This window comes from Chitinophaga hostae (assembly GCF_018224885.1).
GTDB lineage: Bacteria > Bacteroidota > Bacteroidia > Chitinophagales > Chitinophagaceae > Chitinophaga > Chitinophaga hostae.
In genome coordinates this window covers 32,777-58,490 of record NZ_JAGTXB010000002.1, presented here as the reverse complement: position 1 = coordinate 58,490, position 25,714 = coordinate 32,777, and the positions used below count along the sequence as shown (strand labels likewise).

Here is a 25,714-nt window from a genome sequence, read left to right as displayed (position 1 = left end):
AAAGATTAAGAAAACCCATAGAATACAAGTTCTATGTTTTTTTTGTCTTTTATACCTGCTGCATAAGCCATATTTGGCCAATAACGCGAAGAATTGATACCCGCTTCAAACTCTCAAAAACTATATCAGCTCCAGCCTTGTTGCCTCGGAAATTAGTTCTGCCACATTCTTTACTTTTAATTTCTGAAGCAGGTTTTTACGGTGATTATTTATAGTAAACTTACTTAAAAATAATTTCTTGGCTATCTGCGAGGAGGTAATGCCCGATGCAATCAACAATAGTATTTCTCTCTCCCTGACTGATATGCGCACTGCTTGCTCATCTGAAGAAAGTTGTTTTTCAGATTTGACAATATACTCTACTTCCGGGCTTAGGGCCAATTGACCTTCGAGCGCCCTGTAAAGACAACGAATGATTTCCATAGGCGGCGTACTTTTCGATATGTAGCCGTTTACACCTTTCCCAAGCATCTGCGTGATAGCGCTGCGTTCAATATAATTACTAAAGGTCAGAATGATAGTACCGGGAGCAAGCATCTTTATTGAGTCGAATAATTCTAATCCATTGATGTCAGGCAAACCAATGTCCAGCAGGATAATATCAGGTTGATTGTTCTTCAAAAAGTCCAGCAGGAATTGTCCCTTGGTAAAGCTGCCACTTACTATAAATCCATCTTCGCTGTCCAACAATTGCACCAGTCCATCCAGCACAATTGGATGGTCATCAACGATTGCTATCGTTTTTTTGCTATGCGACATACAACTGTATATTTATAGAGGTTCCTTTACCTGCTTTCACAGGACCAATATCAATAGTCCCGTTCAGATAATGCACGCGGCTTTCAGTGCTTTTCATACCAATCCCCGTTGTGTTGTTGGCATTGTTCATGCCGATACCATCATCTTCCACCGTTATTAAAAACATATTGGACTGGCGTGCGCATTGGAAAAATACGGTGGACGCCCTGGCGTGTCTCACAATATTGCCAAAAAGTTCCTGCACAATGCGATAAATGACTACTTGCTTATCTAAAGCAATGGTCTGCTCCAGGTTAATGAATTCACGTTGCACAAGAATGCCTGCAGATTCCAACAGGTGACAAAGATCTTTCAATGCCGCTTCCAGCCCCAGACGCAACAACATTTCAGGCATCATATTGTGTGCAATATGTCTCAGCTCCTGGATGGAGTCGCCCAATTGGCTGGCCGAACGGGTAACAGCAATTTTGACATCACCGTCCACCTGTTTATAGGCTATCATGGCCAAATTCATTTTAATTCCGGAAAGTGAGCCTACCAGGCCATCATGCAGATCCCGCGCAATCCGTTCTCTTTCCGCCTCCTGGGTGCTGAGTATCATTTCTGTTATCTTTAATTTTTCTCTTTGCGCTGCGGTGCGCTTTTTATTCCGGTAAAAGAAGTAGAAGAGGGTAAGCACAATGAACATTAACAGACATGTTGCTCCCAAAAGGATATTGGTCAGTCTTTGATTTTTGATTTGAAGTGATGTTCTCTTTTTCTCCAGTTCCAAACGGACGATCTTTTCTTCTTTTTGCGAGGTGCGCAAATGAGTTTCAAGCTCATTGATCCGCTGTGTATTTTGTTGCGACTGTACGCTGTCTTTTATCTGCTCATATTGCTTCATGTACAGAAACGCGGTTTTGTAATCACCTAAGTCGGCGGAAAAATCGGCGATATATCCTGCCGCGCTAATCATCATCTCTGTATAGTGATCTTCCTTGCTCATTTCAAACAGCTGCTGCGCTGCAGTCCGGGCCTTGTCGTAATGCTTCATAGAGTCCTGGACCGTACGAATAGCCTCATAAGCCATATAGATATTGGATCGTTCCGGGTACTCCTTCGATAGGTCTAATGCTTTCTGAGCGCCCGACATAGCTTCACCATATTGCTGCGTATTGGCATAGTATGTCGCTTCAAAAGCGTAATATCGCCCCCAAAGCGGCGACTCGCCCAGATCCTGCAATGCTTCTTTGGCTTTATCCAAATACTTTTTTTGATCGTCAAACTTTTTAAGATTACTACAAACAAGCGCTGCGTTGGTATATGCATAGACCCTGGCCACTAACGACATCCCCGGCTTTTCTACCAGCTCGATGTCCTGTAACATATATTTATAGGCGTTGACGTCATCCCTCGTCATCGTAAAACTTGCCGAGATGTTATTGATGGTAGCCTGGTAAAGATTATCGTCCCCGGTAGCTTTGATAAGCGACAAGTTAGCAATCAGCACTTCAATGGCTTTTTTCATATTTCCACTGGTAGAAAAGGAAACAGCCAGGTTATTATTGGCCATAACTTTTAGCTTTATGGCCCTTATCCCCCTGGCATTCTGCAATACACTGAGCGCCTTCCCCGCGTAATACTGTATGCTGTCTGCATTGGCCTCCGACGCATATACATAGGAACCTGTGTTGTAAGCTGATCCCAGGTAGATGCTATCACCGGATTTATTCGCCAAAGGGAGCAGTATATGCAGTGTTCGTTTGGCCTCGTCAATCTGCCCGGTTTTGATATATTCTTTGATCAGTCTTGTCAAGATGGTGAGCTTGGCCGTATCGGTTTTCTCCATATTAAACATTGATACCAGGCTGTCTGCAACATGTTGCTGTTGCGCATTAGCAAAACTATTGCACACCACAACATAAAGTACCACCAATAATCCTGTTTTAAACTTCATATACAGCTATTTCATTAGCTCCTTTTTGTTCTTATAAAAATATCAAAACAATAGCAAATGAACCACATGCAGAAAAAAAATGATGATTTATAGCTATTGCCAGGGAGGTTCCCCATCAATAATTTTGATCCATCTTTAATCACTAAAAATATTCCGATGAAACGTATATTGTCTTTATCGCTATCCATTTTACTGGTCGCAGCGTTATTCACCGCCTGCTCAAAAAACAATAACGGAGACGACACGCCCGATCTGCCCAAAGGCAAGACTATGAAGTTAACCATTACAGCCACTGGCCTTACCCCAGCTGATTATTTAAAGACCACTATTTCCGGGGGAACCATCAATGGTACCGAGCCAACACTTTACAAGTTAAATGGCGTTGCCCAGACTAACCAAAAAGGTTTTGCGATAGATCAATCGACGCTGATATCCGGGCCGGTAACAATCGAAACAGTAGTTCCTGTAGCTATAACCTCTATTTCAATGGGCGGATTCAGCGCAGCAGGTCATAGCTTTTCTATTAAAATAGCGTCCGTAATTGACGGGAAAGAGCAAACAGCGATTCAGCAGGCCTACACTACTACGACTTTTACTAAAGTTTACGATTTTCAATAGATGAAAAAACATACTGGGCTGTTGGCAGATATTCCCTTTTTACCCACTTATTTGCCAATATAGTTTCCATAAATTTACTTGTTTTAAACGCTACAACTTATGAAGCGGGTATGGCCTCTTTTCACGCTGCTCTTTTTTCATTGCGCCGTTGCAAATGCGCAGAATGATCCTAAACCAATTCTTCCCGGCAGCACTTTTAATGAGACTGAGGCCAAGCGCCTGCTGGAACCAGGCACCTGTACAATTAACGGAGTGGTTAAAAAGCTGAAAAAACGACCCGATAATACCTATTTGGGAATCGAAATAACACTTTTCCCATGCACGGCCTATTTCAATGAATGGTATGAGCTTCAGAAGAAGAATAAAAAAGGTAAGACATTCGCAGTAATGTCGCCGGAGGCATATTCATATCGCATCCTTGCCAAAGCTGCTGACAAAGATGGGACTTTTTCATTCAGGAATTTGAAGCCGGGAAAGTATTATTTGCAAACCATGGTAAGACAACAAAGGATGAAAAAAATGCTGAACCAGGTAGGAGAAAGCGATACTTATACTTTTAACGTTATGGGCCAAACGCTCTCGCACTACCGGGAACCCATTTATGAAGAATTTAAGCTGTTCTATGAAACCAATGACCTGGAAAAAGCTTTCGTGGAAATTACAAAGGAAGGTGAGGTGGCAACCGTTAAGCTGTAAATCGAAAACCAATATCCTTATGATTTCTAAAATATATATAACAGGATTGCTATTGACGCTGCTCGCCATCTCTTCTTCAGCACAGGTGGTGAAAATCACCGATCCGCATTTCAAAAATGCGCTCATTCAAAATAAAGTGGATATAAATGGAGATGGTGAAATACAGGTATCTGAAGCCCAAAAGGTCACTAAACTATATTTGGAAGCAGTACCATTCGCCTCTCTGGAAGGCATCAAAAGCTTTACCAACCTGGTAGAGTTCGGAACTTACCAAAACAAGATAAAGCAGGTAGATCTTCAGGGAATGAAGAGTCTTAAGTCCCTGTACCTGCTCGATGGAGATATTGAATCGGTCAATCTTAAAGGTTGCACGAATCTTGAACTGCTCGGTTTTACCAAGAACCACCTCACTAGTATAGATCTCTCAGGGCTTAAGAAACTGAAGGACCTCGACCTGAGTTATAACCGGTTTACAAGGCTTGAAATTGATGGTTACCCCGAATTGAAAAAGCTGTTGATCGATGATAATAACATCAACACATTCAGTATATCCCAGTGTCCTAAGCTTCAATGGCTGGATATCAGCACAAACAATATTGCAATGGCTTTGGATCTTACTGTTTTTCCCGAATTGGTCTTTTTTGATGCCAGTAAAAACCATCTCACTTCTGTAGAGATCAGGGGCCTGAATAAATTAAAAGCATTTTATTGCCTGTATTGCAGCTTAACCAATCTCAATTTAGCAGGCACGAAATCACTTGAAGACCTGATATGGTAGGCTACCTAAAAACTATTCTCTTCCAGGTAAATATGGGATAATAGATCAACTGAACTGTGTATGTCTATTCACAGAAAATTAATATCTTGGAATATGAAAAAAATTACGTTGATCTCTTTTTTAATAGTGGCGGCTCTTTCCCTGAACGCGCAGCTATTGACCTATAACAATCCCCTGGCTGTTGATTTGGGTGATCCTTACGTACTGCATGTCAAAAACGATAAGTATTATATGTATGGAACCGGTGGCGCCACGAACGGCTTCGCAGCCTATTCTTCCACCGACCTGGTTAACTGGAAAAACGAGGGCCAGGTGTATTTTTACGATAACAAAAATGGCTGGAGCAATCCGAAAGCCGCCTGGGGAGGCGCTTATTGGGCGCCGGAAGTATATGCTATCAATGAGAAATACTACATGTTTTACAGTGCTCAATGGAAAGACAATCCAACCGGGGAACTCGAAAACTTTCGCATTGGCGTTGCAGTGGCAGATAAACCAACCGGACCATTTACAGATGTAAATAACAAGCCCGTTTTTGACCCCGGCTACCCCATCATCGATGCAAACGTGCTATTTGAAAAAAATGGGAAAGTATACCTCTATTATTCCCGTTGTTGCTACAAACATCCGGTACAAAGCCAAGTAGCTACGTGGGCGAAAAACAAAGGCTGGTTCAATGAAATCGAAGAGAGCTGGGTATATGGCGTAGAACTAAAACCAGATCTCAGTGGCGTAATCGGCGAACCGGTGCTGCTATTGCGCCCGCCGGTCAGCATGAAAGATAAACAGGCTGAGTGGGAAAGCCGCTCGGTTACCTCGAAAGAAGTGAATCGCCGCTGGACCGAAGGTTCCACCATCTTCAAAAAGAAAGATACTTATTACATGATGTATTCTGCCAACTATTATGGCGGTAAAAATTATGCGGTGGGTTATGCCACTTCTAAAAGCCCTTTAGGCCCTTTTAAAAAGGCTGCAAACAATCCCGTGCTACAAAAAAACATTGAGCAAGGCGGCGTGGTAACAGGCACCGGTCATAATAGCATCACGTATTCACCGGATGGTAAAGAAATGTTCTGTGTATACCATGGCCGCACGTTGAAAACGGGCGATAAGCGGGTCGTTTTTATAGACCGGATGAATATATTGTCAGATGGAAGATTGGTGGTGCAAGGCCCAACAACCGCGGCACAGCCGTTTCCCAGCGGAGTTAAATAGCATAAAGACGGGCGCCATTTTCTCCACAAATACTGCGTAGAAAATATTGACTTGTTTTGAAATCAGCAGATCTTCTGAACAATTCTAAAATAATTTGCTCCTAAAAATCCGGATATTTGATGCCCAAGAACTGATACCCTTATGAAATACATTTCCATTATACTTATTGCTTTCCTCTGTTTCCCCACCGTATTCTTCGGACAAGAGATGAAGGGAGTTGCCATGCTCTCAAAAGAGCAAATGCTGGACGTTGACGCCTATCACGTATTCAGGACAAACAAATATCTTGATTTCAAAGATATGGTTGAGATCAATAAGTTTATTGACGGAACGCTTTACCAGGCAACAGATCTCAGAAAGAAATACGGATCAACGGATTGGAACAAAATTGAAAATGAAAACGCATCTACTTACCAGGTAAAGAATAATCCCGGGATAAAATATGAGTTTTCAAACGGAAACATGACTGCGAAATATACCTATGATGATTCCATGATAAACCTCCACGGGGAGGTAAAAACCGTATATAACGCAAAAGGTTTTGTACTCCTCCTCGAAAAGAAAAGAATGTTCGCTGCAGACGGTCGGACTGAAACGGAATCTGTTATTAACGAGTTTGACAGCAGCAACAGGGTGAAAAAAATCATCAATCGTTTTGAAAACGATAAGGATAAATCCAAAAATAAAGAGGCGGTAATTAATGTTGATTACAAGGAGCATGAGATTCTCATTTGTAGTAACAATGGTACCATGAAATGTGAACTTATTCCGTCAAAAGAACCAGGATTATTTTATTCAGACCTGTCGGCCAGGGAAACAGCCAGTCAGTTCGGATATATCCTGGGAAATAATGCTCCTGAAAATGCCCGGAAATACTGTACCGGCAAAGCCCTGGATAAATTATCCATGCCGGTTTTAAAGAAACAGGTAAACAGCATTTCTTTTGTCAGTGGAACCGGAAGGATTTCCAGTGAAAAAGAAAGCGAGATCGAGGACCAATGGAAAATACATTATGCTGATGGCAGCGAAGCTTCGATGAGTGTTAAGTTCAGTTTGATCCAGACAGAAAACGGATGGCGTATCAGTGACTTTATTCTTCCGGAATAATGAGATTTTTTTGAGTAACAGTTGCCGGCAGCAATATTCAGATTTCCGTTTTCGGCAATCTTACATGGAAAGTCCGCAAGAATTTCAAGGTGCCTTTGCTTTCCAATTTCCCGGCTTCAATGAGGGCCTTCATTCTTCCACCCACCAAAAGTTCGCTCAAGCTATTCTTGGGGTCATGCAGCCCCAGGGTTTGCCCCATCACCCTGACAGCTGACGTCCATCGCCTGCTACAATAGCTCATGATCTCCGCATCGTGTGCCGACAGGTCGAGAAACTGCAACTGTCCCCGCTCATCACATTCTCTTAGCAGTCCGGGATGAGCAACGATGCGCATATATTCCTCTGCCAGCGTTTTACGTTCTGCCAAATTCAGTGGTTCAGCGTCGGTAATAAACGAAGCCAGCTCGTAGAACGAATACACTGAAATGCTGTGATACCCATGATATGGAGGCACCTTTACCAATGAAACCTCCACAGGAATACCTTCCAGCCAATAACAAGCCATCCGCGTAAACACATAATCGCTTCCATCTGTACCTGACCAGATTACCAGGCGGTTAACCGGCACATCGCGTAACCGCACCTGCAGGCTGTGCCAGCACTCAAAGGCATCTGTTTTATGTTCGTATAAAAATTCCCGCTGATCATCAAAACATAATGCTTTCAAAAATGCTATCCGTTCTTTCCCATCATCCAGGGGCCCTATGGAAGGAATTTCATCAACTGCGATGGCTTCTCCCGTCAGCATTTTTTCATTGATAGCCCAGCGAAGAACGCCTGCGGTACTAAAGGTTACTGCAAGATGTAAATCAGACATACTATCTTTTATTAGGGTTACTTCTTCCCTCCCTGCTTATACCGTATCATCACTTTCAACAATATCTTAAACACAAAATAAGCCGTCACCTTATTCTGATGAAGCATAAATGACCGCATCGCCTGTTCCAGCGCCCGGCGGGGGCTGTTATACTTGTGATAGGTCATATCCGCTGTGCGGGCAAAATACACGGACCAGTTGTGCTGCGCTTTTCGTTTCAGCCGCCGTTGTTGTTGTGCCGGGAGATAGGCTTGTATGATGTTGATCACCTTTACAACATCTTTGATATGCTGACACGATTGAAAATAACGGCTGGTAATGTTCGTGGTATGCACCCGGTAAGCAGCAAGCTCGCGGGGCGTGTAGGCCACGGGATAATGCGCGGCTATTCTCACCCACATCTCCCAGTCTTCTCCATAATGAATGCCAAAAAAGCCGCCAAGGTGCTCGTATACGGATCGCTTTACTACTACTGCGGGGGGCTGCAGTTTTTGTTGTTCGGCGATGGCGGGCAGCCAGTTGCTGATGATACCGGGGGTAGGCAATAACACATTTCCACCCCATAAATAATTGCCTTCCTCGTCTATATATGAATAGCCGGTACACACGGCGCCGGCTTCGGGATATTGCTCAAACAGTTTGGCTGTATCTGCATATAATCCATCACCCGCCATATCGTCGCCATGCAACAGGTGTATATATTTTCCCCGGGCACGGTTTAAACATGTTTCAAAATTCCGCAGACTGCCGCGGTTTTCCGGTTGCCGGTAAAATGCAACACGTCCTTTGCCAATAGCGGCTACGAGCGCTTCTACATCGGCATCAGTACTGCAATCATCTACTACTTCAATCTGCATCAGCTCCGGACCGGGATCCTGTCTCAGCACACTTTGCAGGGTAGCAGCGAGATAATGACTGCAATTATAAGCAGGTATCATCACCGACCAGAGCGGACGATGTACGCCGGAGGGAACAGGTTGTATTAATGGAGGTGTTCCGGGTGTCCGCTCATTTATCTTCATTCATCCTTGTTTTAGTGTAATACAATTTCCAGTTGTTAAGACCCTGCTGCAAAGCAAGCCTTTCTTCTTCATTCTGCAATACGGGTACCTGTTTGTTTAATACCCGCCGGACCCATTCCAGCATCCGTTTTTTATCGGCAGACATATTCCTGTCATGAATACGATAAGCACAAATTCTATTATTATGATGAAAAACGGGCAGATACCGGGCGATTCTGAGGTTGATGTCATAGTCTTCACATACTTCTAGCCGGGTATCAAAATGAAAATGGAAAAAGAGGTCGCGACGATACAGGATACAAGATTCCATGCCAATATAATTGCCCTGTAACAACGACAGATAGCCATCTCCGTTATTGTACACGGTATTCAGAAAAGCGCCGGCTTTATCTACACGGTCATGAGCACCGGAAATAAATCCTGCGAGCGGGTATAATCCAAAGAAAAAAAGTTGTTGCTCCGCCGCTCCGGGATATAAGTAATCGTCCGCATCCAGGAAAATAAGGAATTGTCCTTTACTATGCTGTACGCCTATGTTCCGGGCTGCCGACAGCCCCACACGTTCTACCCGTCTGTATACAATCTGTTCTGAATAAGATGCACAAACGGCTGCAGTATCGTCGGTTGATCCGTCATCTATCACGATCACTTCCATATGCGGCCAGGTTTGCTCCAGTACACTGCTGATCGCCTGTTTTAAATATTGTGCATGATTATAACAGGGAATAATAACAGAAACAATGCTATGCTCATCTGTACGAACAGCCTGGTGCAGTTCCGATGGGAACACCTTAATATCCTGTCGCTGCAATTGCTTATGCTGTTTATAAAACCGCAGACCGGAGTAGCAACCTTTCACTTCCATCATAATATGACGAAGGTTTTCATCATGATTACGCTGTACCCATTGTTTTAGCCGTTTAAGATAATAATGCGGCAAGCCCCTGTACAAACGCCGCAACTCTCCCCGCTGCCCGTAATTTTCATGTTGTACCAGCAGGGCGCTGACATGCCCCCGCATATAACCGAACAACTGTTGACGCAGACCGGTGTCGGAAGCGCGATGCTCGTGAAATACGTATAGTTCGGGTACATAATAACAGTTCCAGCCTTCGGCGAGTATACGGTACCACATTTCAGAATCGCCGCTGCAGCCGGAGGCACCCACATCCAGTCTTTCGTCAAAAAAGCCAGCTAACAGGAAAGCATCTTTCCTGAAAGCCATATTGGCGCCGGCGCCCACATCCCATGCGGGTACGCCATAAGGGCTGTGGTCAAGAAAGTAACGATGATCAAACCGGCGGGGCAGATATCCTTTATTAAATCCCCATTTTTTTTCAAAGATGTATTGTGCATGCGTATCCAGAGAAGCTGGTATAACCAGCCCGGTAACCGCCATCGTTAACGGATCGCTGAAACAGGCTTTGAGATTGGTGATCCAGCCGGCAGGAATCTGCACATCATCGTCGGTATAGGCTATAATATCGCCGGTAGCGGTACGGGCGCCGGTATTGCGGGCAATGTCAAGTCCTTTCCTTTTTTCACGCACGTACCTTACCGCAGGAAATTTACGTGTAACCTCGAGGGTGGCATCATCATCCGGTGCATTGTCTATTACCACCAGTTCAAAATCCTGGTCTGTGCATGACAGGAGGGATTGCAGACAGGTAGCCAATGATGCCGGCCGGTTGCGGGTGCATATCACTACAGACAGTCGGGTTTCCGACCTCACGGTGTGCAGCGGCGATCCATGCTGCCGGTAATAGTCAAGTGCGGGCTGAATAGCCGCCCGGAGCTTTTCGCGTGCATCCTCCTGCCCCGCTATCCAGGCATGGCCCAGCGGAATGTTGTTCCGCCACACCACCACATACTGCTGACTGGTAGCTGGTACCAGGTCATCCAGTGATGCAAGCTGTATATGAGATATTTTATATAGCATTTTGCTGATTTAAAATCACCGGAAAATCGGGGCGTACATAGCCCATCCATTTCCCGAACCAGGCAGTGTTTTCACGATAATCTTCCACATTAAATGAAAGACAGCCTTCAAAATAAAAAAGGCGTGTAGTGGTGTCTTTTACGAATACCACAGAGAGATAATAAGCGCCATCGTTAAGGAAATTACCGGGTATGCGGCATTCGCCGCTGATGACCCCGGGTTGTAACAAATCTCCTTTAGAAGCTACATCAAAAATACATTCTCCTGCCATATTAAACAGGTGTATACCGGCGATCAGCTTACCCGGATCGGGGTCTGTATACCAGCATTCAAACCTGACAACAAAGGGAGTCCGGATATCAAACAGTGCGGTATCGTATTGCAGGGATACTTTTTTTATCCTGATATAATCGTTGCCCGGAGCTGCATCCGGGGAATCGTATTCCTGGTGGAGGTAATCATCCTGCAGGTTTTTCAGATAACTGCCAATAACATCTGCCGGATTGCCCTGATCAATGATCTGACCTTTATGCAGTGTGATTACCTGGTCGCAAAGGTTTAGCAGTGCCTGGGTATTATGACTTACGAACAATACTGTTTTTCCTTTGCGGTCAGAAATTTCCTTCATTTTTCCCAGGCATTTCCGCTGAAACTCTACGTCGCCCACCGCCAGCACCTCATCAACAATCAGGATTTCCGGGTTGAGATGAGCGGCCACTGCGAAGGCCAGCCTCATGTACATACCGCTGGAATAACGTTTTACCGGTGTATCGATGAACTGTTCAACACCTGAAAAAGCAACAATTTCGTCGAAGCTGGCCTGGATTTCACGCTTTTTCATCCCAAGGATGCTGCCGTTGAGAAAAATATTCTCCCGCCCGGTGAGTTCTCCGTGGAAGCCCGAGCCTACTTCCAGCAGGCTTGCTATGCGGCCATTACCTAATACACGTCCGGAAGTGGGAGCAGCTATATGGGAGATGATCTTTAACAGGGTTGATTTGCCGGCGCCGTTATTGCCGATAAATCCCATTACTTCGCCCTGCTTTACTTCAAAGCTCACGTCTTTTAATGCCCATATCAGGGAAGCAGTAACAGGCTGTTTTTTCAGCCAGTAGCGGATATCTTCCCGCAATCGGCCTGCACCGCTCGTACCAAGGCGATAAGATTTGGAAATATTTTCTGCTTTGATAGCGATCATATCACATCCATTACTTTTAATTCCTGTTTTTTAAATAGGGTGATACCCAGCAACAGTAACAACAACACTTCTGCACAACTAATAAGCAGCGGCAGCATGTAAATGGGTTCATTTGAAAAGAAGCCTGCCCTGAAAGTTTCTATCACTGCTGTAAGCGGGTTAAGCCAGAACAGAAACCGGTATTGTTCCGGTACTATCGACGTTGGATATACCACAGGTGTAGCGAACATAAAAAGCCGCAACAGGAACTGAAGGGTATAGTCCAGGTCCCTGTAGCGGGCGGTGAGCACGCTTACAATCAAACCTGATCCCAGACCAAACCCTGCCGTAATCAGCAACAATAGTGGTGTTAGCAGGACATAAAAAGTACCTGTGATGTTCGATGTAACCAGGTAGTATCCATAAATAAACAGGAACAGGAATAACTGTATGCCGGTTCTCACGGTATGGGAGATCACACTGCTAAGCGGAACAATGAGGCGGGGAAAATACACCTTACTGAAAACGTTGGCATTTTGCAGAAAGGTATACATGGTACCATTCAGGCAATCCGAGAAATAGCTCCAGAAGAGTATACCGGAAAGATAAAAAAGTATGGGCGGAATACCGCCGGTGGATATTTTCACTATTCTTCCGAAAATCAGATAGTATATCAGTGTAGTCAACACGGGTTGCATAAATACCCAGAAAGGGCCCAATAATGTTTGCTGATAACTGGCAATAAGGTCTCTTCTAACAAACCGCAGCAGCAGGTCTTTGTAGTGCCAGAGCTCCGGCAGGTTCCACTGAAACCATTTTGTGCCGGAATTGATTTCCCAGTCCCAGGCGTCGTTATTTTCCATTGTTGAGGCTTTATATCATTAACAAGCTGTCGAGGCGGTGGTTTATACCCTGGTTTTGCGATACAGGATCATTTCATCGATCCGGTCCAGTATCCGGCTATCTACGGTCGGATCAAATTTTCTGGCAAATAACCTGCTACTGGACCCCAGCTTGCTCAGATCGGCCATAGTAAGTATTTTGGGATGTGCGTCGCCTGTTAACCGGTCTAAATACCGGTAATTGTCGTTGATAATATGGTCCCGGAAATGGCTGTTCATCAGGATGGTATTGACCAGGAATTCATCAGGCGCCCAGGTATGTTTAAAAAAGAACCGATCGCTGCTCTCCGCCAGGGCTTTATGCAGGTAAACCGCCGCCTCCGCGCTTATTGTCCAGTAGGCGGCCAGGGGGCCTCCATAGAGTTGCAGTGGCACAGAAGGCTTTCTTTCGGGAAGAAACGCTGACAGCAGTTTTTCCAGCCGGTGTTTCCCTCTGAAACGGTAATCAATGAGATGATACCTGGTAATCCGCTGTATGGCCTCGTCCCACCAGGGCGATGGCGGTGTTTCCGATGCAAGAAAGGAGTAGCCGGTATGCTCCTCGAAAAAAGCGTATATATCGCCTGTTGGCTTAATCGGATAATCCTGTCCACTCAGGAGATTGATGTAGTCGTAAGAGCGGCCGCTGGAAAATATTGTACTGAGCGCCGCTTCTATCGCCTCCAGTTGGCTAAATCCGGCCCAGGTCACCCTTTTCCGGCCTGTAACAAACCGGGTATTGGGCAGTTTCGCCAGGTATTCGAAAGGCGTTATATCTACCTTTTTATCCAGGTGCAGGTAAAAATCAAACTTCGGGTGATGCAACGTTTTGATCATTCTCTCTGCCAATCCCGGATATTGATGCAGGACAATTATATTGGCCATTCTCATGGTAATGCATATTGTGGACCCACCATTCTCTTTATTTACTTTGACTATAAATATAGTAAGTAGGTTAAATGTACTAAGATTATCTATATATAACCAGCATTTGCTAAGAGCAACAAACCCGGGAGGGAAAAAGTTCAGCCACCACACCCGCATAGGACGACCCCGGGGTTAAAACCAGGACTTACAAAACATACCTCATCGCCTGGAAATATCCTTAAACTGCCTGGTATTCAGGTCGTATTTAGCGTTGTAGGTCTTGTTAATTATTCTTTGGAAATCGCCTGTTATTTTCCATCTGTAGGTCATCTCCAGGAGCTTCGTTTCCGGCTGATAATTATACCTGAAGCTTCCACGATAAAAGCCCATTCCTATATTCTTTTCCTTTCTTTCCACCTGTTCCTTATCCGATCCAGGTATTACTTCTGCAATAAACTTGTCCTTTACAGCCTTTCCATCAAATTCGCTGTAATCCAGATCTATTAGCTCATTGTTGTTAACGCGGAAAAAATTGATCGGACTACCTAATTCGTCCGCTCTCACAAAATAGGTGAAGGCCGAATCCCGGAAAACCTGTTCTATGGTTGTTGGGCCCCACTTTTTAGATGTATCCCTTTTTCCGAATTCTGCCGTGTATTCTATAAATTGTTTTACCGGATAGAGATAGGCAAATTCGAGGTGTTGCCCTTTTTTTATCCCTGAGATATCCAAACGGGTGATTGCGCGAAAAGCAGCTATGCTCTCCTTCTTGGCGTTTTGCCCCCAACTTTCATAGCTGATTAACGAAATGAACAGGGATATTATTATTGTACATCTGAACATATTGCGATAGTTATAGTGAGTGGTACGGAGGCGGATCAGGATATCCGGCCAGTTTCAAATTTAAAATACTGAATTATTCCAGACAGATAAAAGAACTGTTGCACAAGGAAAGATCAGAGCACACAAATGATGGGTATGGAAATGCAGAAAAGAATCACGTAGATATGATAGGTGAGATTATCTTCCCGGGGTGTTTTAAACCGGAGAATACGAAATGCGATCAGCCAGTGGGTGGCAATGGAAATAACCAGGATGGCCACGGGGATGCCGGAAGTGATAATGATGATAAATGGTAACTGCGTGAGTAGCAGAAGAAGAAATATTATCGGGCAAACCAGGGCGAAGTTTATGAAGAGTATTTTCCGCGCCTGGTGATCGCCATAAACCAGCGGCAGGGTTTTACGCCCCATCTCCCGGTCGCCTTCCTGGTCTCTCATGTCCTGGATAGGCAGGGCCACGCCGGCCCAGAGACTGATGATGAAAATGTACGCAATGGTGCTGATGGACAGATGAACACTTTCTGTGGCTATATTAAACTGTGCATTCAGTAAAATGATGGTTCCCAGGGTCATTCCCAACACATTTTTCGTAAACCAGTGATGACTCCAACCCCGGAAATTCAGCAGGTAAGTAACTATCTGCCAGGCCAGCGACCACCATAATATATCATATAGTCCACCAACCAGGAGGTAAACGACATTATAGAACAGGAGTCGTTTTCGTGTGCCCGGTAACGTTACATATCCAGTCGGCAGCGCCCTGTAGGGTTTGTTAATTTTATCTTCCTCAATTGAGTTAATCTGGTTGCTGATACAAAACGTATAGATATAGATGACTGAATAAACCAGGCAGCGTAACAAAGGCAGGGTAATATCCCTGAATGGCTGACTGCTGTATATCCACGCCGTAAAAAAAGCCAGGAGGTTTGGTAAAATGGCATCTACTATATCGTTGAAATAAATTTCCACATGATAGATATCTCTTTTAACGCAAAGAGCAATAATGATTTCGCAAATAGTTGCATACCCGATGTGTACCCGCGAAAATATAGGAATATGGCTGAAATTAGATAGCGGTTATTTTTAATTCGTTTTTGCTGTTACGGGTATATGAACAAAAATAACTTATTATGTTATATAATTTCGCCTTTGAAGAGTATGCGATGCATGATCAGTTGCAGCTCCCTGTAATCTATCGGTTTCCGGATAACGGCTGCTGCGCCGGCTTTCATCAGAGCGTTGTCATTTTGAGTAAAAGCATCGGCTGTTGCTATTATTACGGGGATGTTACGGAAGTCCGCTGCATCCTGCAGGTACTTCAGCGTTTCATTACCCGACATAACGGGCATGTGCATATCGAGAATAATAATATCCGGGATCTCTTTTTCCACGAGGTGCAGCAACTCAACGCCATTGGCAGCAGCAGCTACTTTGCATTCCATATTCTTTAATGCCCCTTTCAATAACGCCGCATTAATTTCGTTGTCCTCCGCAATAAAAACGCTGATGTTGGCCAGGTCTATATCTTCTGTATTTTCCTCCACATCTGTATGCGGTGCGATATCCTCCAAGGTTCCCGGTTTGAGCGGCAAGGTAGCCGTAAACGTAGTGACACCGGTATCAAGACTTTCGGCTTTGATGTTACCTCCCAGCGCGGTTACTTTATTTTTAGCGATGGCTAATCCCAGCCCTGTACCTTCCACCTGGTGATCTTTCCCGGTAATGAACGGATCGAATATGATCGCTAATTTCTGGGGTGGAATGGGCGTACCCTTATTAACCACTTTTATATACCATTCCTCTCCGTTACCGGTGATCGATAAACACACCGTGCTCTTACCTACGGCATACTTAATGGCATTGGCCAACAGGTTGGTAAGCACCTGGTTTATTTTAATCTGGTCACAAAAAATTACTTCAGGCATGTTTGCTATATCCAGTGTGATAGTGATACCCCTGGACCTGGCGAGAACTTTATAGGCATCTGCGATACTTTGGAAATATGCCACCGTTTGTATCGCCGTTTCTTCTATTTTATCAATTTTACCGGCTTCAATTTCAGCCATATCAAGCACGCCGTTAATAATATTTCTTGCATTGATGCTGGAAGTCAGCAAAAGGTCAATCAAAGGCGCCACGCCTTTCAGATCCGGGTTGAGTTTAGTTTCTCTTTTTAACAGTTGCGCAATACCATAAACCGCATTCATCGGTGTTCTTATTTCATGCGAGATCTCATTTACATAAATTGTTTTCTGCCGGGATTCCGCCATTAATAAATCGTTTTCGCCCACATAGGAGATGTAAATGATGGTAATCAATACAATCATTCCTACCGTGCAAAAAAACTGGAATAGCGCCGTGTTCTTTTCACTCATTACCACCGGGTGCATCCAGTGGTAATAATCATTCAAGGCTACCATACAAATGAGGATCAGCGTGGCAACAAGGCAAATCATCCGCTGCGCTTTCTTCCTGTAAATAAGAAAGGAGCCGGATATCAGGAATACCAGCAGAAATGCCGCCACCAGGTTTACGGGCAATGCCGGGCCGAGGTATCCGCCCCAGTATACGGCCGATGCGCAATGGATCAGGAACATCGCCATATTGGCCGCGGTATGCCGGTTGTAAACATTCAGCACAATCACTCCTGCAAACAGCAGCGATTCCACCAACACCGGGAGCAGGATCGATAAAGTTGGAATAAGGAAATAAAAGAATAACCCGATACCCAGCACCATCACCGCCATTAGCAATGCCAGTGAGTTAATGAGGGTGATAGATCTGTTCTCAGATGCTGTTGGCCTGTTTGCACCCGAGGTTAATAATTTCTTCAGTTGTAGGTAGATCATCTTTAACGGTTGAGGGCATAACGCTGCTCGCATGAAAATACTGATATATTTCCATTGATCCATTACCCATATTGATAAAGTGAACTATTTTATCTTGTATATGAGGCGGTGGGGCATTAACATCGGTATTCGTTTCCAATAAAAAAAGAGGGTGATGCCACCCTCTTTTTTTCAAACACCTATCACCTTACTATTAATTCTTTGTACTTGTTATCTGTCCTCTTATTTCCCCATTTCCATAAGCAGCAGTATGAATATTAACATACCATTTTCCGGCTATCAGATCTGCGCCTTGTGCGGCAGTAATCACGGTTGTTCCATAGGTGCTGCCGGCGGTAGCGGCAGTAAAGCCAGTTATAGCAACGGCCACCGCGGCATTTTGTCCTGAGGCAGCCGGACCATGAAAGTGCATGCCGGTGGGTACACCTGTGATGCCTGTCCATGAAAGGGTGTAGGTAATGGTATATGACGACGGATCATAGGTACCTGTGAGCATTCCAGAACCGGTAGTGGCATTAGCCGGTACTTCCTGTGTCCCGCTGAGAGAAGCGCTGATGCTATAATTGGTATTTCCCGGTGGCGGGTTATCTCCGCCATACCCGTTTCCTTTACCACAAGCGGCCAGCCATGCAGCTATCCCCACTAAACTGTATGCCAGCAACTGCTTCCTGCAAAGGTGAAAAAAAGATGCTTTTTTCATAACAGTTGTTTCCTGTTAATACGTAGCATCGGCCCGGATAGTTGCCTGTTACCGGAGTTGCCAAAAAGCATTCCCATCCATAATAGTGCAGTTAATTCGCCGGTTTTTGTCCAAATATCCGCTCATGCAATGCCCGGAATACCACAAATAGCGCGGGAATCACCAACAGGCCCAGTACCACGCCAAACAGCATTCCTCCTATAGCTCCGGAAGCAATAGCCCTGTTGCCCTGTTCGGAAGCTCCCCGGGCAAACAACAAAGGCAACAGTCCTGCTACAAAGGCCAGTGATGTCATCAAAATAGGGCGTAAACGAAGCCTTGCAGCCTCCAAAGCAGCATCGACGAGTCCTTTACCCGCTCGTCGTCTTTGCAGGGCAAATTCCACTATTAAAATCGCATTTTTGGAAAGCAACCCAATCAGCATGATCAGTCCTATCTGTACATAAATATTGTTGGTAACGTCCATCAGGCGGATGAATGCAAATACGCCGAAGATGCCTGCTGGCAATGATAACATCACGGCCAGCGGTAAAACATAGCTTTCATATTGGGCCGACAGCAGGAAATAGACAAATATCACGCACAACCCGAATATAAATACCGTTTGCTTACCGGCAGCCTGCTCTTCCCTGGCCATACCGATAAATTCGTGTGAGAAGTCGACCGGTAAAACGCCGGCCACTTCATTCACTGCTTTCATCGCATCGCCGGAGGAAAAGCCTTTCTTCGCCTGCACACTGATGGTAATGGCGTTGGCCTGGTTCAGGTGGTTGATGACCTCTGGTCCGAATACCCGTTGCAAACGGGCCATAGACCGCACCGGTACCATTTCTCCATATATGTTTTTAACATAGATATAGCCAAGACTGCTTTCATCTACCCGGTAAGGAATATCGGCCTGCACTACTACCCGGTAATACTTGCCAAAGCGGTTGAAATCGGATGCATATACGCTGCCATAATATGCCTGCATTGTGGATAACACCTCGCTTACTTCCACGCCGAACTGTTTGGCCTTTACTTCGTCTACTTCCAGCTGAAACTGCGGGAAGTTGGCATTGAAAGATGTATACGCCACGCCTATTTCCTTACGCGCCAGCAGATCAGCTATGAACATATCGGCCTGTCGCGCCAGTTTTTGGATATTACCGCCGGTATTATCTTTCAGCACAACATCCAGTCCATCGATCGCACCGAATCCAGGTACCGTGGGCATCGTAAAAGTAAACGAGTTACCTTCCGGGAAACTGTAAAAGATCTTATTAATGGAATCCGCGATCTGGTTGATATCTGCAAAATCACCTCTTTCTTTTTTAGGCTTCAGCACAATATACATAGAGCCGTAAGAGGGGGAGATGCTGGCGCTCATGAGGTTTTCGCCCACTACAATTTCGGTAAATTCAACTGCGGCGATGTGGTTCACCTCTCTTTCAACACGGTCCAGCAGTTGCTTCATCCGCGCATAACCTGCTCCGGGCGGAAGACTCACCGTAGATATCAGGTTTTTCTGGTCCTCCGTAGGAATAAAAGCCTTTGGCGTAGTTTGCACCAGGAAAAAAGTAGCAGCGGTAACAATCGCCAACCCGCCAAATGCCAGCCATTTTTTTTGTATAAAAAACCTGGCGGCTTTCAGGTATTTCCCGGTTGCTGCTTCAAAACCGGCGTTAAACAAATCAAAGAAACGATGGCCTGCTTTCTTATCGGGGGTATGTGTTTCTTTCAGCAGTATGGCGCTTAATGCGGGGCTCAACGTTAAAGCGTTAATCGCAGAGAGCACAATGGCGATGGCCAATGTAAATGCAAATTGCCGGTAGAACACACCTACCGGGCCTTCGGTAAGACCAATCGGTAAAAAAACAGCCGCCATCACCAGTGTAATAGAAAAGACCGCGCCGGTAATTTCGCTCATAGCGCTGATAGTGGCAGAGCGGGGCTTCATGCCCTGCGCCAGTTTGCTGTGTACAGCTTCCACTACCACCACGGCATCATCTACCACAATTCCGATGGCCAGGATCAGTGCAAAAAGCGTGAGCAGGTTAATGGTTAGTCCAAACAACTGCATAAAAAAGAAGGTCCCTATAATGGATACGGGTACGGCTATTGCAGGGATCAGCGTGGAGCGCCAGTCCTGCAGAAACAGGAACACCACTATAAACACGAGGATAAATGCTTCCACCAGGGTATGAGTTACCTGGTCAATGGCTTCGTCCAGGAAATCTTTGGTGCTGTAACTCATGTTATATTCCAGGCCACTGGGAAAAGTTTTGCTAACACGTTTCATTAAATCATTGATAGCTGTTTGTATTTCATTGGCATTAGAACCCGGCACCTGGTAGATGAACATCCCTGCGTCGGCCTTTCCCATGGTAGATACCGCCGATGCATATACGTGATCAAGTGAGCCCAGTTCAATACGCGCCACATCTTTTAACCGCATTACTTTACCTCCGGGCGTTGCGCGGATCACAATGTTTTCATAGTCTATTTCCTTGTTGAGTTTGCCTTTGTATTTGATCGCATATTCAAAGGCTACGTTGCTCCCCTCTCCAAGGCGGCCAGGTGCCGCTTCCAGGTTCTGGTGGTTGATAGCAGCGATCACTTCCTGCGGAGTTAGCTGGTAAACCGCCAGCTGTGCGGGGTTCAGCCATATGCGCATCGCATAGTCTTTATAGCCATAGAGCGCCACTTTCCCCACCCCTGGAATCCGTTGTATCTGTGGAATCAGGTTAATCAACGCATAGTTATTAACAAATTCTCCGTCGTATCGGCCATCGGTGGCAAATACATCCACAAACATGATCATGCCGTTTTGCTGTTTTGCTGTAACAACACCCGCCTCTATCGCTTCTTTCGGCAATTGGTTCATGGCCTGCGCCACACGGTTCTGCACATTTACGGCTGCCTGGTCGGGATTGGTACCCTGTTTAAAAAATATGGTGAGGGTGAGGGTACCATCATTGGAGGAAGAGGACGACATATAAGTCATGTTTTCCACACCATTGATCACCTGCTCCAACGGAGCGGCAATAGCACGGGCAATGGTTTCTGCATTGGCGCCCGGATACCGGGCAGTTACTGTCACAGAAGGCGGAGCAACATCAGGAAAGGTTTCCATGGGCAAACGGTTCAATGCCAGCAACCCCAGTATCAACAGGATAACGGATACCACTGTGGCCGCAACAGGACGGTCAATTATTTTCGTAAGCATAAAATAGTCAGTTATAAAAACCGGGCGGCCGCTCCGTATGTAATTGTTATTATTTACCGGGCAAAGGTCCCTTTAATTGAAAGTGGAAACAATACCCGGGGAAATATTCAGGTAATGATAAATTTATCACTATGGCATGGTTCGGCGCCTTCCTGGAAATGGAATATATTTGAAACATAAAATGGTGCCTTATGTACGTTAAAAAGCTCCCGGAAATCGGATATGGCGTAAATATTACGATCAAAGCCCTTGGCGGCAAATGGAAGCCTTGTTTACTGGATTGTATACAGATGGGCATACGCCGGCCCAGTGAAATGTGGCGTGCCATTCCCGGATCTACCCTGCGGGTGCTGAGCCAGCAGCTCAAAGAAATGGAGGAAACCAATATTGTTTATAAAAAAATATACGCGGAAGTACCGCTCAGGGTGGAATATTACCTGACCGGGTGGGGTACAAGACTCATTGACGTTATCTCCATCATGAACAAATGGGGAAATGATTATGCCGATCGCGACTGTGTGGAAGATGGTTGTTTGATAGAAGCCGACGGCAGCTTAAAGGACAATTAAATACCTCCTCTCTGCCCTACTGGTGATCCCGGCATTCCCGGGCATACTCCTGGGGCGTTTTCCCGATAATCATCCGGAAATCCTTTATAAAATGTGCCTGGTCGAAGTATCCCAAACCTGTTGCCAGCTGCGCCCAGTTCATTTCCAGGCTGGCAGCGATCTGTTCTACAATTTCATGGAACCTGAAAACTTTGATCATCCATTTGGGATTGGTGCCGGCATATTTACTAAAAAGTCTTTCGAGGGTGCGTACCGTCAGGTGGAACTGCGCCGCCAGCTGGTTGGCGGAAATAATGGTATGGTCCGCCATTACCGCAGTAGTAATCTGTTGCACCAGTTCCATTTTTTCATCTTTTTCCGGGAGAAGGTCCAGCAACAGGGACTCAATTGCTGCAAGCGGTACACAGTGCTCTCCGCACAATTCGATTCGTATAGGCGGCCGGGTGATACCCAGTAAGGCATAGGCATTCGCCTCCCGCTGTGCTATGGTATTAACAGGTCTTTTAAGAAAAGGATAAAAGCTGCCTGGCTTGAACTTCACTCCTACAGCCCTTTCAGTGCCGGAGAGATGCCGGATAAAACGCTTCTTCATGACCCCGTAAATGCTGGCATCATCATGTTGAAATACCAGTTGCACCGACAGGGTGGGCAGCACCTCCTGTATATGGGTCACCCCTGCCGGTAAATCCCATTCCACCACCCAGTAATGTTCTACAAATCCGGCTAATAAAGGGGAAGGAAAATAGCGGTTTAACTGAAAGAAGGGTTCCCCTTTCACCCGGCGAAGAATTCCCGTGGAAATATCCCGTTTTAGTTCAAAATCTGGCATGCTGCATATTGTCGTGTTTTTACAATACTGCCAAAATTTTATGAGAGAGATTTGTAAAAAAAGTATGAACGACTTCAAAAGCACGGTAGCAGCGTTTCACGGGCTGATAGGACAAGGGAAATTTATGGAAGCCCTCGATTTATATTATGATGAAAGGGCAAGCTCGTCAGATAATGACGGACCGCCTGTGAGCGGCCTGGAGGCGCTCCGCAAAGCATCTCTGGGTTTTTTAAATAATACGCAAAATTTGACCGCGGTACTGGAAAACAGCCTGGTAATTGATAACTATTCCGTGGCACAATGGCATTACCGGTTTACCAACAGCAAAATAGGCGTGGTAGACTACCGGCAGATTTCCATCGCTTACTGGGAAAACAGGAAGATCGTCAAAGAACAGCATTTACACAATATAAAATACTAGGTGAACAGCGCGGTTTCCGCCCTGTTCACCCTTCCGGTTAAAATTTCACCGTTATATTGCCGGTGACCCTTGTTGGATGCTGAGCGGCCAGCCGGTTTGACCAGTATTTCTCATTAGTAAGATTATCTACTTTCAAACCAACACGGTATTTTTTCCGGTCATAAAATACAGAAGCATCCATAACGGCGTAAGCCGGTATAGTGAATGCAAAGGTGCTGGTGTTGGTTTGGAATGACTGGCTGCCATAGTTTCCTCCAAAGGCAAAACCCAGGCCTTTCACCGCACCTTTCACCAGGCGGTAGCTCACCCATAAATTGGCCATGGTAGCAGGCCCCGCAGCACTTGGACGCAGTCCTTGCAGTTTTGGCGCAGCCTTATCCATTTTACTTTCGTTATAGGTATATCCTGCTACTATGTTCAGGCCGGGTATAGGGTTAGAGATGACTTCCATCTCAAATCCTTTACTGCGTTGTGTTCCGTCCTGCAACTGATAACCGCCATGATCGGGATCATCATAGGTGGAATTGGTAACAGCGATATTGTAATAGCTGAAGGTGGCATTTAATTTTTCGCGGAAAAGGTCCAGTTTCACGCCTCCTTCCAGCTGATTGGCCTGCTGCGGTTTAAAAGTATTGCCGTTAAAATCGGTTCCGCTCTGGTTCTGAAAGCCATTCATATAATTGGCGAATAAGGACAGGCGGCTTTTTATGACCTGGTAAACTGCGCCAAATTTAGGTGACAGGGCGGTTTGGCTATATGCTCCTGCTGTAGAATCCTTGCCGGGGTAATAGGCGCCCAGGTTATGATAATCATCTACCCGTAAGCTGGCCATTACCAACAGTTGTTCCGTTATATTAATTACGTCTGAAAAGTAGGCGCTATAAGTATTTTCGCGGTTGCTGTCAAAAATGGTAAACGATGCTTTATTAAAGAGGGGCGCTACGTTCGTTCTGTTAAAATCAGCGTAGGCGGGGCCGGGTGTCCGGAAATTTACAGGCGGCATCCCAATGGTAGCATCGTTACGGGAGGCTCTCAGCCGGTAAAAGTCAGCGCCGATCACGATCCTGTTACGCATGTTGCCAATATGAAAATCGCCGATAAAGTTTTGTTGTATATCGGTACCGCGGTAAGGATAGGTTTGAGAAGTAACTGCCTGGCTGAGGGTGGTATCGCTTACCACGTTGAGCTGGGTGGTAAATCCTTCCGAGGAAGAGCGGGTCCAGGAGAATATCGTTTGAGACGTCCATTTGTCTGACAGTTTATACTTCACTTGCCCGAAAATATTCAGTTGCTGGCTTTTATAGCTAATGGAGTTGTTGGCAAAAGAAAGTTTATAGGGCACGCCCATGTCGGCTACACTATGCGCCTTACCTTTGGTGTAGGTGTTCATCCTGGTGGGTGATGTAGCTTTATACCCGCTCATTTCCGCATCAACTAACACCGTTAGGCGGTCGTTTACCTTGTAGGAAAAGCTGGGGGCCAGCAGGAAGTTTTTGCTGAAGCCGGCGTCCTGGAAACTCCGCTCGGTATGCGCGGCCCCGTTGAAGCGGAAGAGGGCCGTCTTCTTTTCATTCAGTGGGGTATTGATATCGAGTGTAAGCCTGTTCAGGTCCCAGCTGCCGGCAGAATAGGATACTTCTCCCTTGAAGCTCTCAAAAGGTTTTTTGGTAACGCGGTTAAACAGGCCGCCATAGGACGATAAGGTGCTGCCAAATAAAGTAGCGGAGGGCCCTTTAATCACTTCAATCCGTTCCAGGTTAGCCGGATCTACGTTGGTATAAACAAAGCTACCTACGCCGTTGCGCACCAGGTTGGCGGTAGTAAAGCCTCTTGATATCGCAGAGCTTCTGCCCTGGTTGTATACGATGGGGATGCCTGCCCCGGGAATATTCTTAAATGCGCTGTTATAGTCGGTAATAAGTTGTTCTTTCATCAGCTCCTTCCCTACTACGCTATATACCTGGGGATTTTCCAGGTTTTTCAGGGGAAGTTTGGATACGTCGTCGCTTTCCTTCTTTGCGAAGCGGTTACCGCCGCTGGTTACAACTACTTCTTCCAATTTTTGGGAGGAAGTGGTCATGATGATCTGCAGCTGCACATTTTTACCATTTTCCATAGTAACGGCCTGCTTTATTGTTTCAAAACCCACCATGGATACTTCCAGCTGGTAGCGGCCATCACGGATATTTTTAAACAGGAATTCCCCGCTCTGATTGGTAACGGTACCTTTTGAAATTCCTTTCAGCAGTACGGTGACGTTGGCTGCAGGGTGTCCGTCTGATGTGGTGACGGTTCCCTGGATGGTGTTATTGGCGCCCTCGTCGGGGTTGCCGGCATAAGTGATAAAGGGAAGTATAAAGAAGGCAAGAAAAAGATATACCCTTGTCATTTTTGGTCTTTGTTTAGCTGTTTTGCAGGATGCAAAGAGAGGCTATAAAAGGCAAAAAGCGATTACGCAATCCGGAAAACGATTTACGCAAA

Annotated in this window: 22 protein-coding genes; 7 read left to right on the top strand and 15 right to left on the bottom strand. The window is 45.6% G+C overall.

Features of this window, described 5'->3' with window-relative positions; translation table 11 throughout:
• Positions 1–120: 120 nt before the first annotated feature.
• Positions 121–759: a response regulator gene (locus KE626_RS04380; RefSeq protein ID WP_211971682.1), complete on the bottom strand. Its 639-nt coding sequence runs from the start codon at positions 757–759 to the stop codon at positions 121–123.
• Positions 749–2,698, bottom strand: coding sequence for a histidine kinase (locus KE626_RS04375; protein WP_211971681.1), 1,950 nt, complete (start codon positions 2,696–2,698; stop codon positions 749–751). Before KE626_RS04375 ends, KE626_RS04380 begins: the two co-directional genes overlap by 11 nt.
• A 156-nt stretch (positions 2,699–2,854) precedes the next feature.
• Here KE626_RS04375 and KE626_RS04370 point away from each other — a divergent pair, with 156 nt between their 5' ends.
• From KE626_RS04370 to KE626_RS04350, 5 genes are all read left to right on the top strand, one after another.
• Complete coding sequence (locus KE626_RS04370) at positions 2,855–3,316, top strand: hypothetical protein (RefSeq protein WP_211971680.1); 462 nt, start codon at positions 2,855–2,857, stop codon at positions 3,314–3,316.
• A 99-nt stretch (positions 3,317–3,415) separates the two neighbouring features.
• A complete protein-coding gene (locus KE626_RS04365) occupies positions 3,416–4,012 on the top strand; it encodes a hypothetical protein (RefSeq protein WP_211971679.1) in 597 nt (198 codons plus the stop codon).
• A 19-nt stretch (positions 4,013–4,031) separates the two neighbouring features.
• On the top strand, positions 4,032–4,790 hold the full coding sequence (locus KE626_RS04360) for a leucine-rich repeat domain-containing protein (RefSeq protein ID WP_211971678.1): 759 nt from the start codon (positions 4,032–4,034) through the stop codon (positions 4,788–4,790).
• 93 nt (positions 4,791–4,883) lie between these two features.
• Positions 4,884–6,005, top strand: a complete 1,122-nt coding sequence (locus KE626_RS04355; protein WP_211971677.1) for a glycoside hydrolase family 43 protein — start codon at positions 4,884–4,886, stop codon at positions 6,003–6,005.
• 141 nt (positions 6,006–6,146) lie between these two features.
• Complete coding sequence (locus KE626_RS04350; protein WP_211971676.1) at positions 6,147–7,112, top strand: hypothetical protein; 966 nt, start codon at positions 6,147–6,149, stop codon at positions 7,110–7,112.
• Between the two features lie 37 nt (positions 7,113–7,149).
• Here the strand turns inward: KE626_RS04350 and KE626_RS04345 are convergent, their stop codons facing one another.
• The 11 genes from KE626_RS04345 to KE626_RS04295 form a co-directional block, all read right to left on the bottom strand.
• On the bottom strand, positions 7,150–7,929 hold the full coding sequence (locus tag KE626_RS04345; protein WP_211971675.1) for a DUF3658 domain-containing protein: 780 nt from the start codon (positions 7,927–7,929) through the stop codon (positions 7,150–7,152).
• Between the two features lie 17 nt (positions 7,930–7,946).
• Positions 7,947–8,951, bottom strand: a complete 1,005-nt coding sequence (locus KE626_RS04340) for a glycosyltransferase family 2 protein (RefSeq protein WP_249207265.1) — start codon at positions 8,949–8,951, stop codon at positions 7,947–7,949.
• The gene (locus tag KE626_RS04335; protein WP_211971674.1) at positions 8,938–10,890 is read right to left on the bottom strand and encodes a glycosyltransferase family 2 protein; all 1,953 of its coding nucleotides are present in this window, start codon (positions 10,888–10,890) and stop codon (positions 8,938–8,940) included. Before KE626_RS04335 ends, KE626_RS04340 begins: the two co-directional genes overlap by 14 nt.
• The gene (locus tag KE626_RS04330) at positions 10,880–12,088 is read right to left on the bottom strand and encodes an ABC transporter ATP-binding protein (RefSeq protein ID WP_211971673.1); all 1,209 of its coding nucleotides are present in this window, start codon (positions 12,086–12,088) and stop codon (positions 10,880–10,882) included. The genes KE626_RS04335 and KE626_RS04330 overlap by 11 nt, the downstream gene beginning before the upstream one ends.
• Positions 12,085–12,930 carry an ABC transporter permease gene (locus tag KE626_RS04325; protein WP_211971672.1) on the bottom strand — a complete coding sequence of 282 codons (846 nt, stop codon included), beginning with the start codon at positions 12,928–12,930 and terminating at the stop codon, positions 12,085–12,087. The genes KE626_RS04330 and KE626_RS04325 overlap by 4 nt, the downstream gene beginning before the upstream one ends.
• A 42-nt stretch (positions 12,931–12,972) precedes the next feature.
• Positions 12,973–13,839 carry a beta-1,6-N-acetylglucosaminyltransferase gene (locus tag KE626_RS04320; protein ID WP_211971671.1) on the bottom strand — a complete coding sequence of 289 codons (867 nt, stop codon included), beginning with the start codon at positions 13,837–13,839 and terminating at the stop codon, positions 12,973–12,975.
• A 195-nt stretch (positions 13,840–14,034) separates the two neighbouring features.
• Positions 14,035–14,658, bottom strand: a complete 624-nt coding sequence (locus KE626_RS04315; RefSeq protein ID WP_211971670.1) for a hypothetical protein — start codon at positions 14,656–14,658, stop codon at positions 14,035–14,037.
• Between the two features lie 113 nt (positions 14,659–14,771).
• Positions 14,772–15,626 (bottom strand): UbiA family prenyltransferase, encoded by an 855-nt coding sequence (locus tag KE626_RS04310; RefSeq protein ID WP_211971669.1) that lies wholly within the window; start codon positions 15,624–15,626, stop codon positions 14,772–14,774.
• A gap of 164 nt (positions 15,627–15,790) precedes the next feature.
• The gene (locus KE626_RS04305) at positions 15,791–17,506 is read right to left on the bottom strand and encodes a hybrid sensor histidine kinase/response regulator (protein WP_211971668.1); all 1,716 of its coding nucleotides are present in this window, start codon (positions 17,504–17,506) and stop codon (positions 15,791–15,793) included.
• Positions 17,507–17,699: 193 nt separating this feature from the next.
• Positions 17,700–18,206 carry a CHRD domain-containing protein gene (locus tag KE626_RS04300; protein WP_211971667.1) on the bottom strand — a complete coding sequence of 169 codons (507 nt, stop codon included), beginning with the start codon at positions 18,204–18,206 and terminating at the stop codon, positions 17,700–17,702.
• Positions 18,207–18,297: 91 nt separating this feature from the next.
• The gene (locus KE626_RS04295) at positions 18,298–21,414 is read right to left on the bottom strand and encodes an efflux RND transporter permease subunit (protein WP_211971666.1); all 3,117 of its coding nucleotides are present in this window, start codon (positions 21,412–21,414) and stop codon (positions 18,298–18,300) included.
• Between the two features lie 191 nt (positions 21,415–21,605).
• Between KE626_RS04295 and KE626_RS04290 the strand changes: the two genes are divergently transcribed.
• A complete protein-coding gene (locus tag KE626_RS04290) occupies positions 21,606–21,983 on the top strand; it encodes a winged helix-turn-helix transcriptional regulator (protein ID WP_211971665.1) in 378 nt (125 codons plus the stop codon).
• Between the two features lie 16 nt (positions 21,984–21,999).
• Here KE626_RS04290 and KE626_RS04285 read toward each other — a convergent pair whose 3' ends face one another.
• A complete protein-coding gene (locus tag KE626_RS04285) occupies positions 22,000–22,812 on the bottom strand; it encodes a helix-turn-helix domain-containing protein (protein WP_211971664.1) in 813 nt (270 codons plus the stop codon).
• 40 nt (positions 22,813–22,852) lie between these two features.
• On the opposite strand from KE626_RS04285, the gene KE626_RS04280 reads away from it, so the two are divergent.
• Positions 22,853–23,233, top strand: coding sequence for a nuclear transport factor 2 family protein (locus KE626_RS04280; RefSeq protein ID WP_211971663.1), 381 nt, complete (start codon positions 22,853–22,855; stop codon positions 23,231–23,233).
• 37 nt (positions 23,234–23,270) lie between these two features.
• On the opposite strand, the gene KE626_RS04275 is transcribed toward KE626_RS04280, so the two are convergent.
• A complete protein-coding gene (locus tag KE626_RS04275) occupies positions 23,271–25,622 on the bottom strand; it encodes a TonB-dependent receptor (RefSeq protein ID WP_211971662.1) in 2,352 nt (783 codons plus the stop codon).
• Between the last annotated feature and the right edge of the window lie 92 nt (positions 25,623–25,714).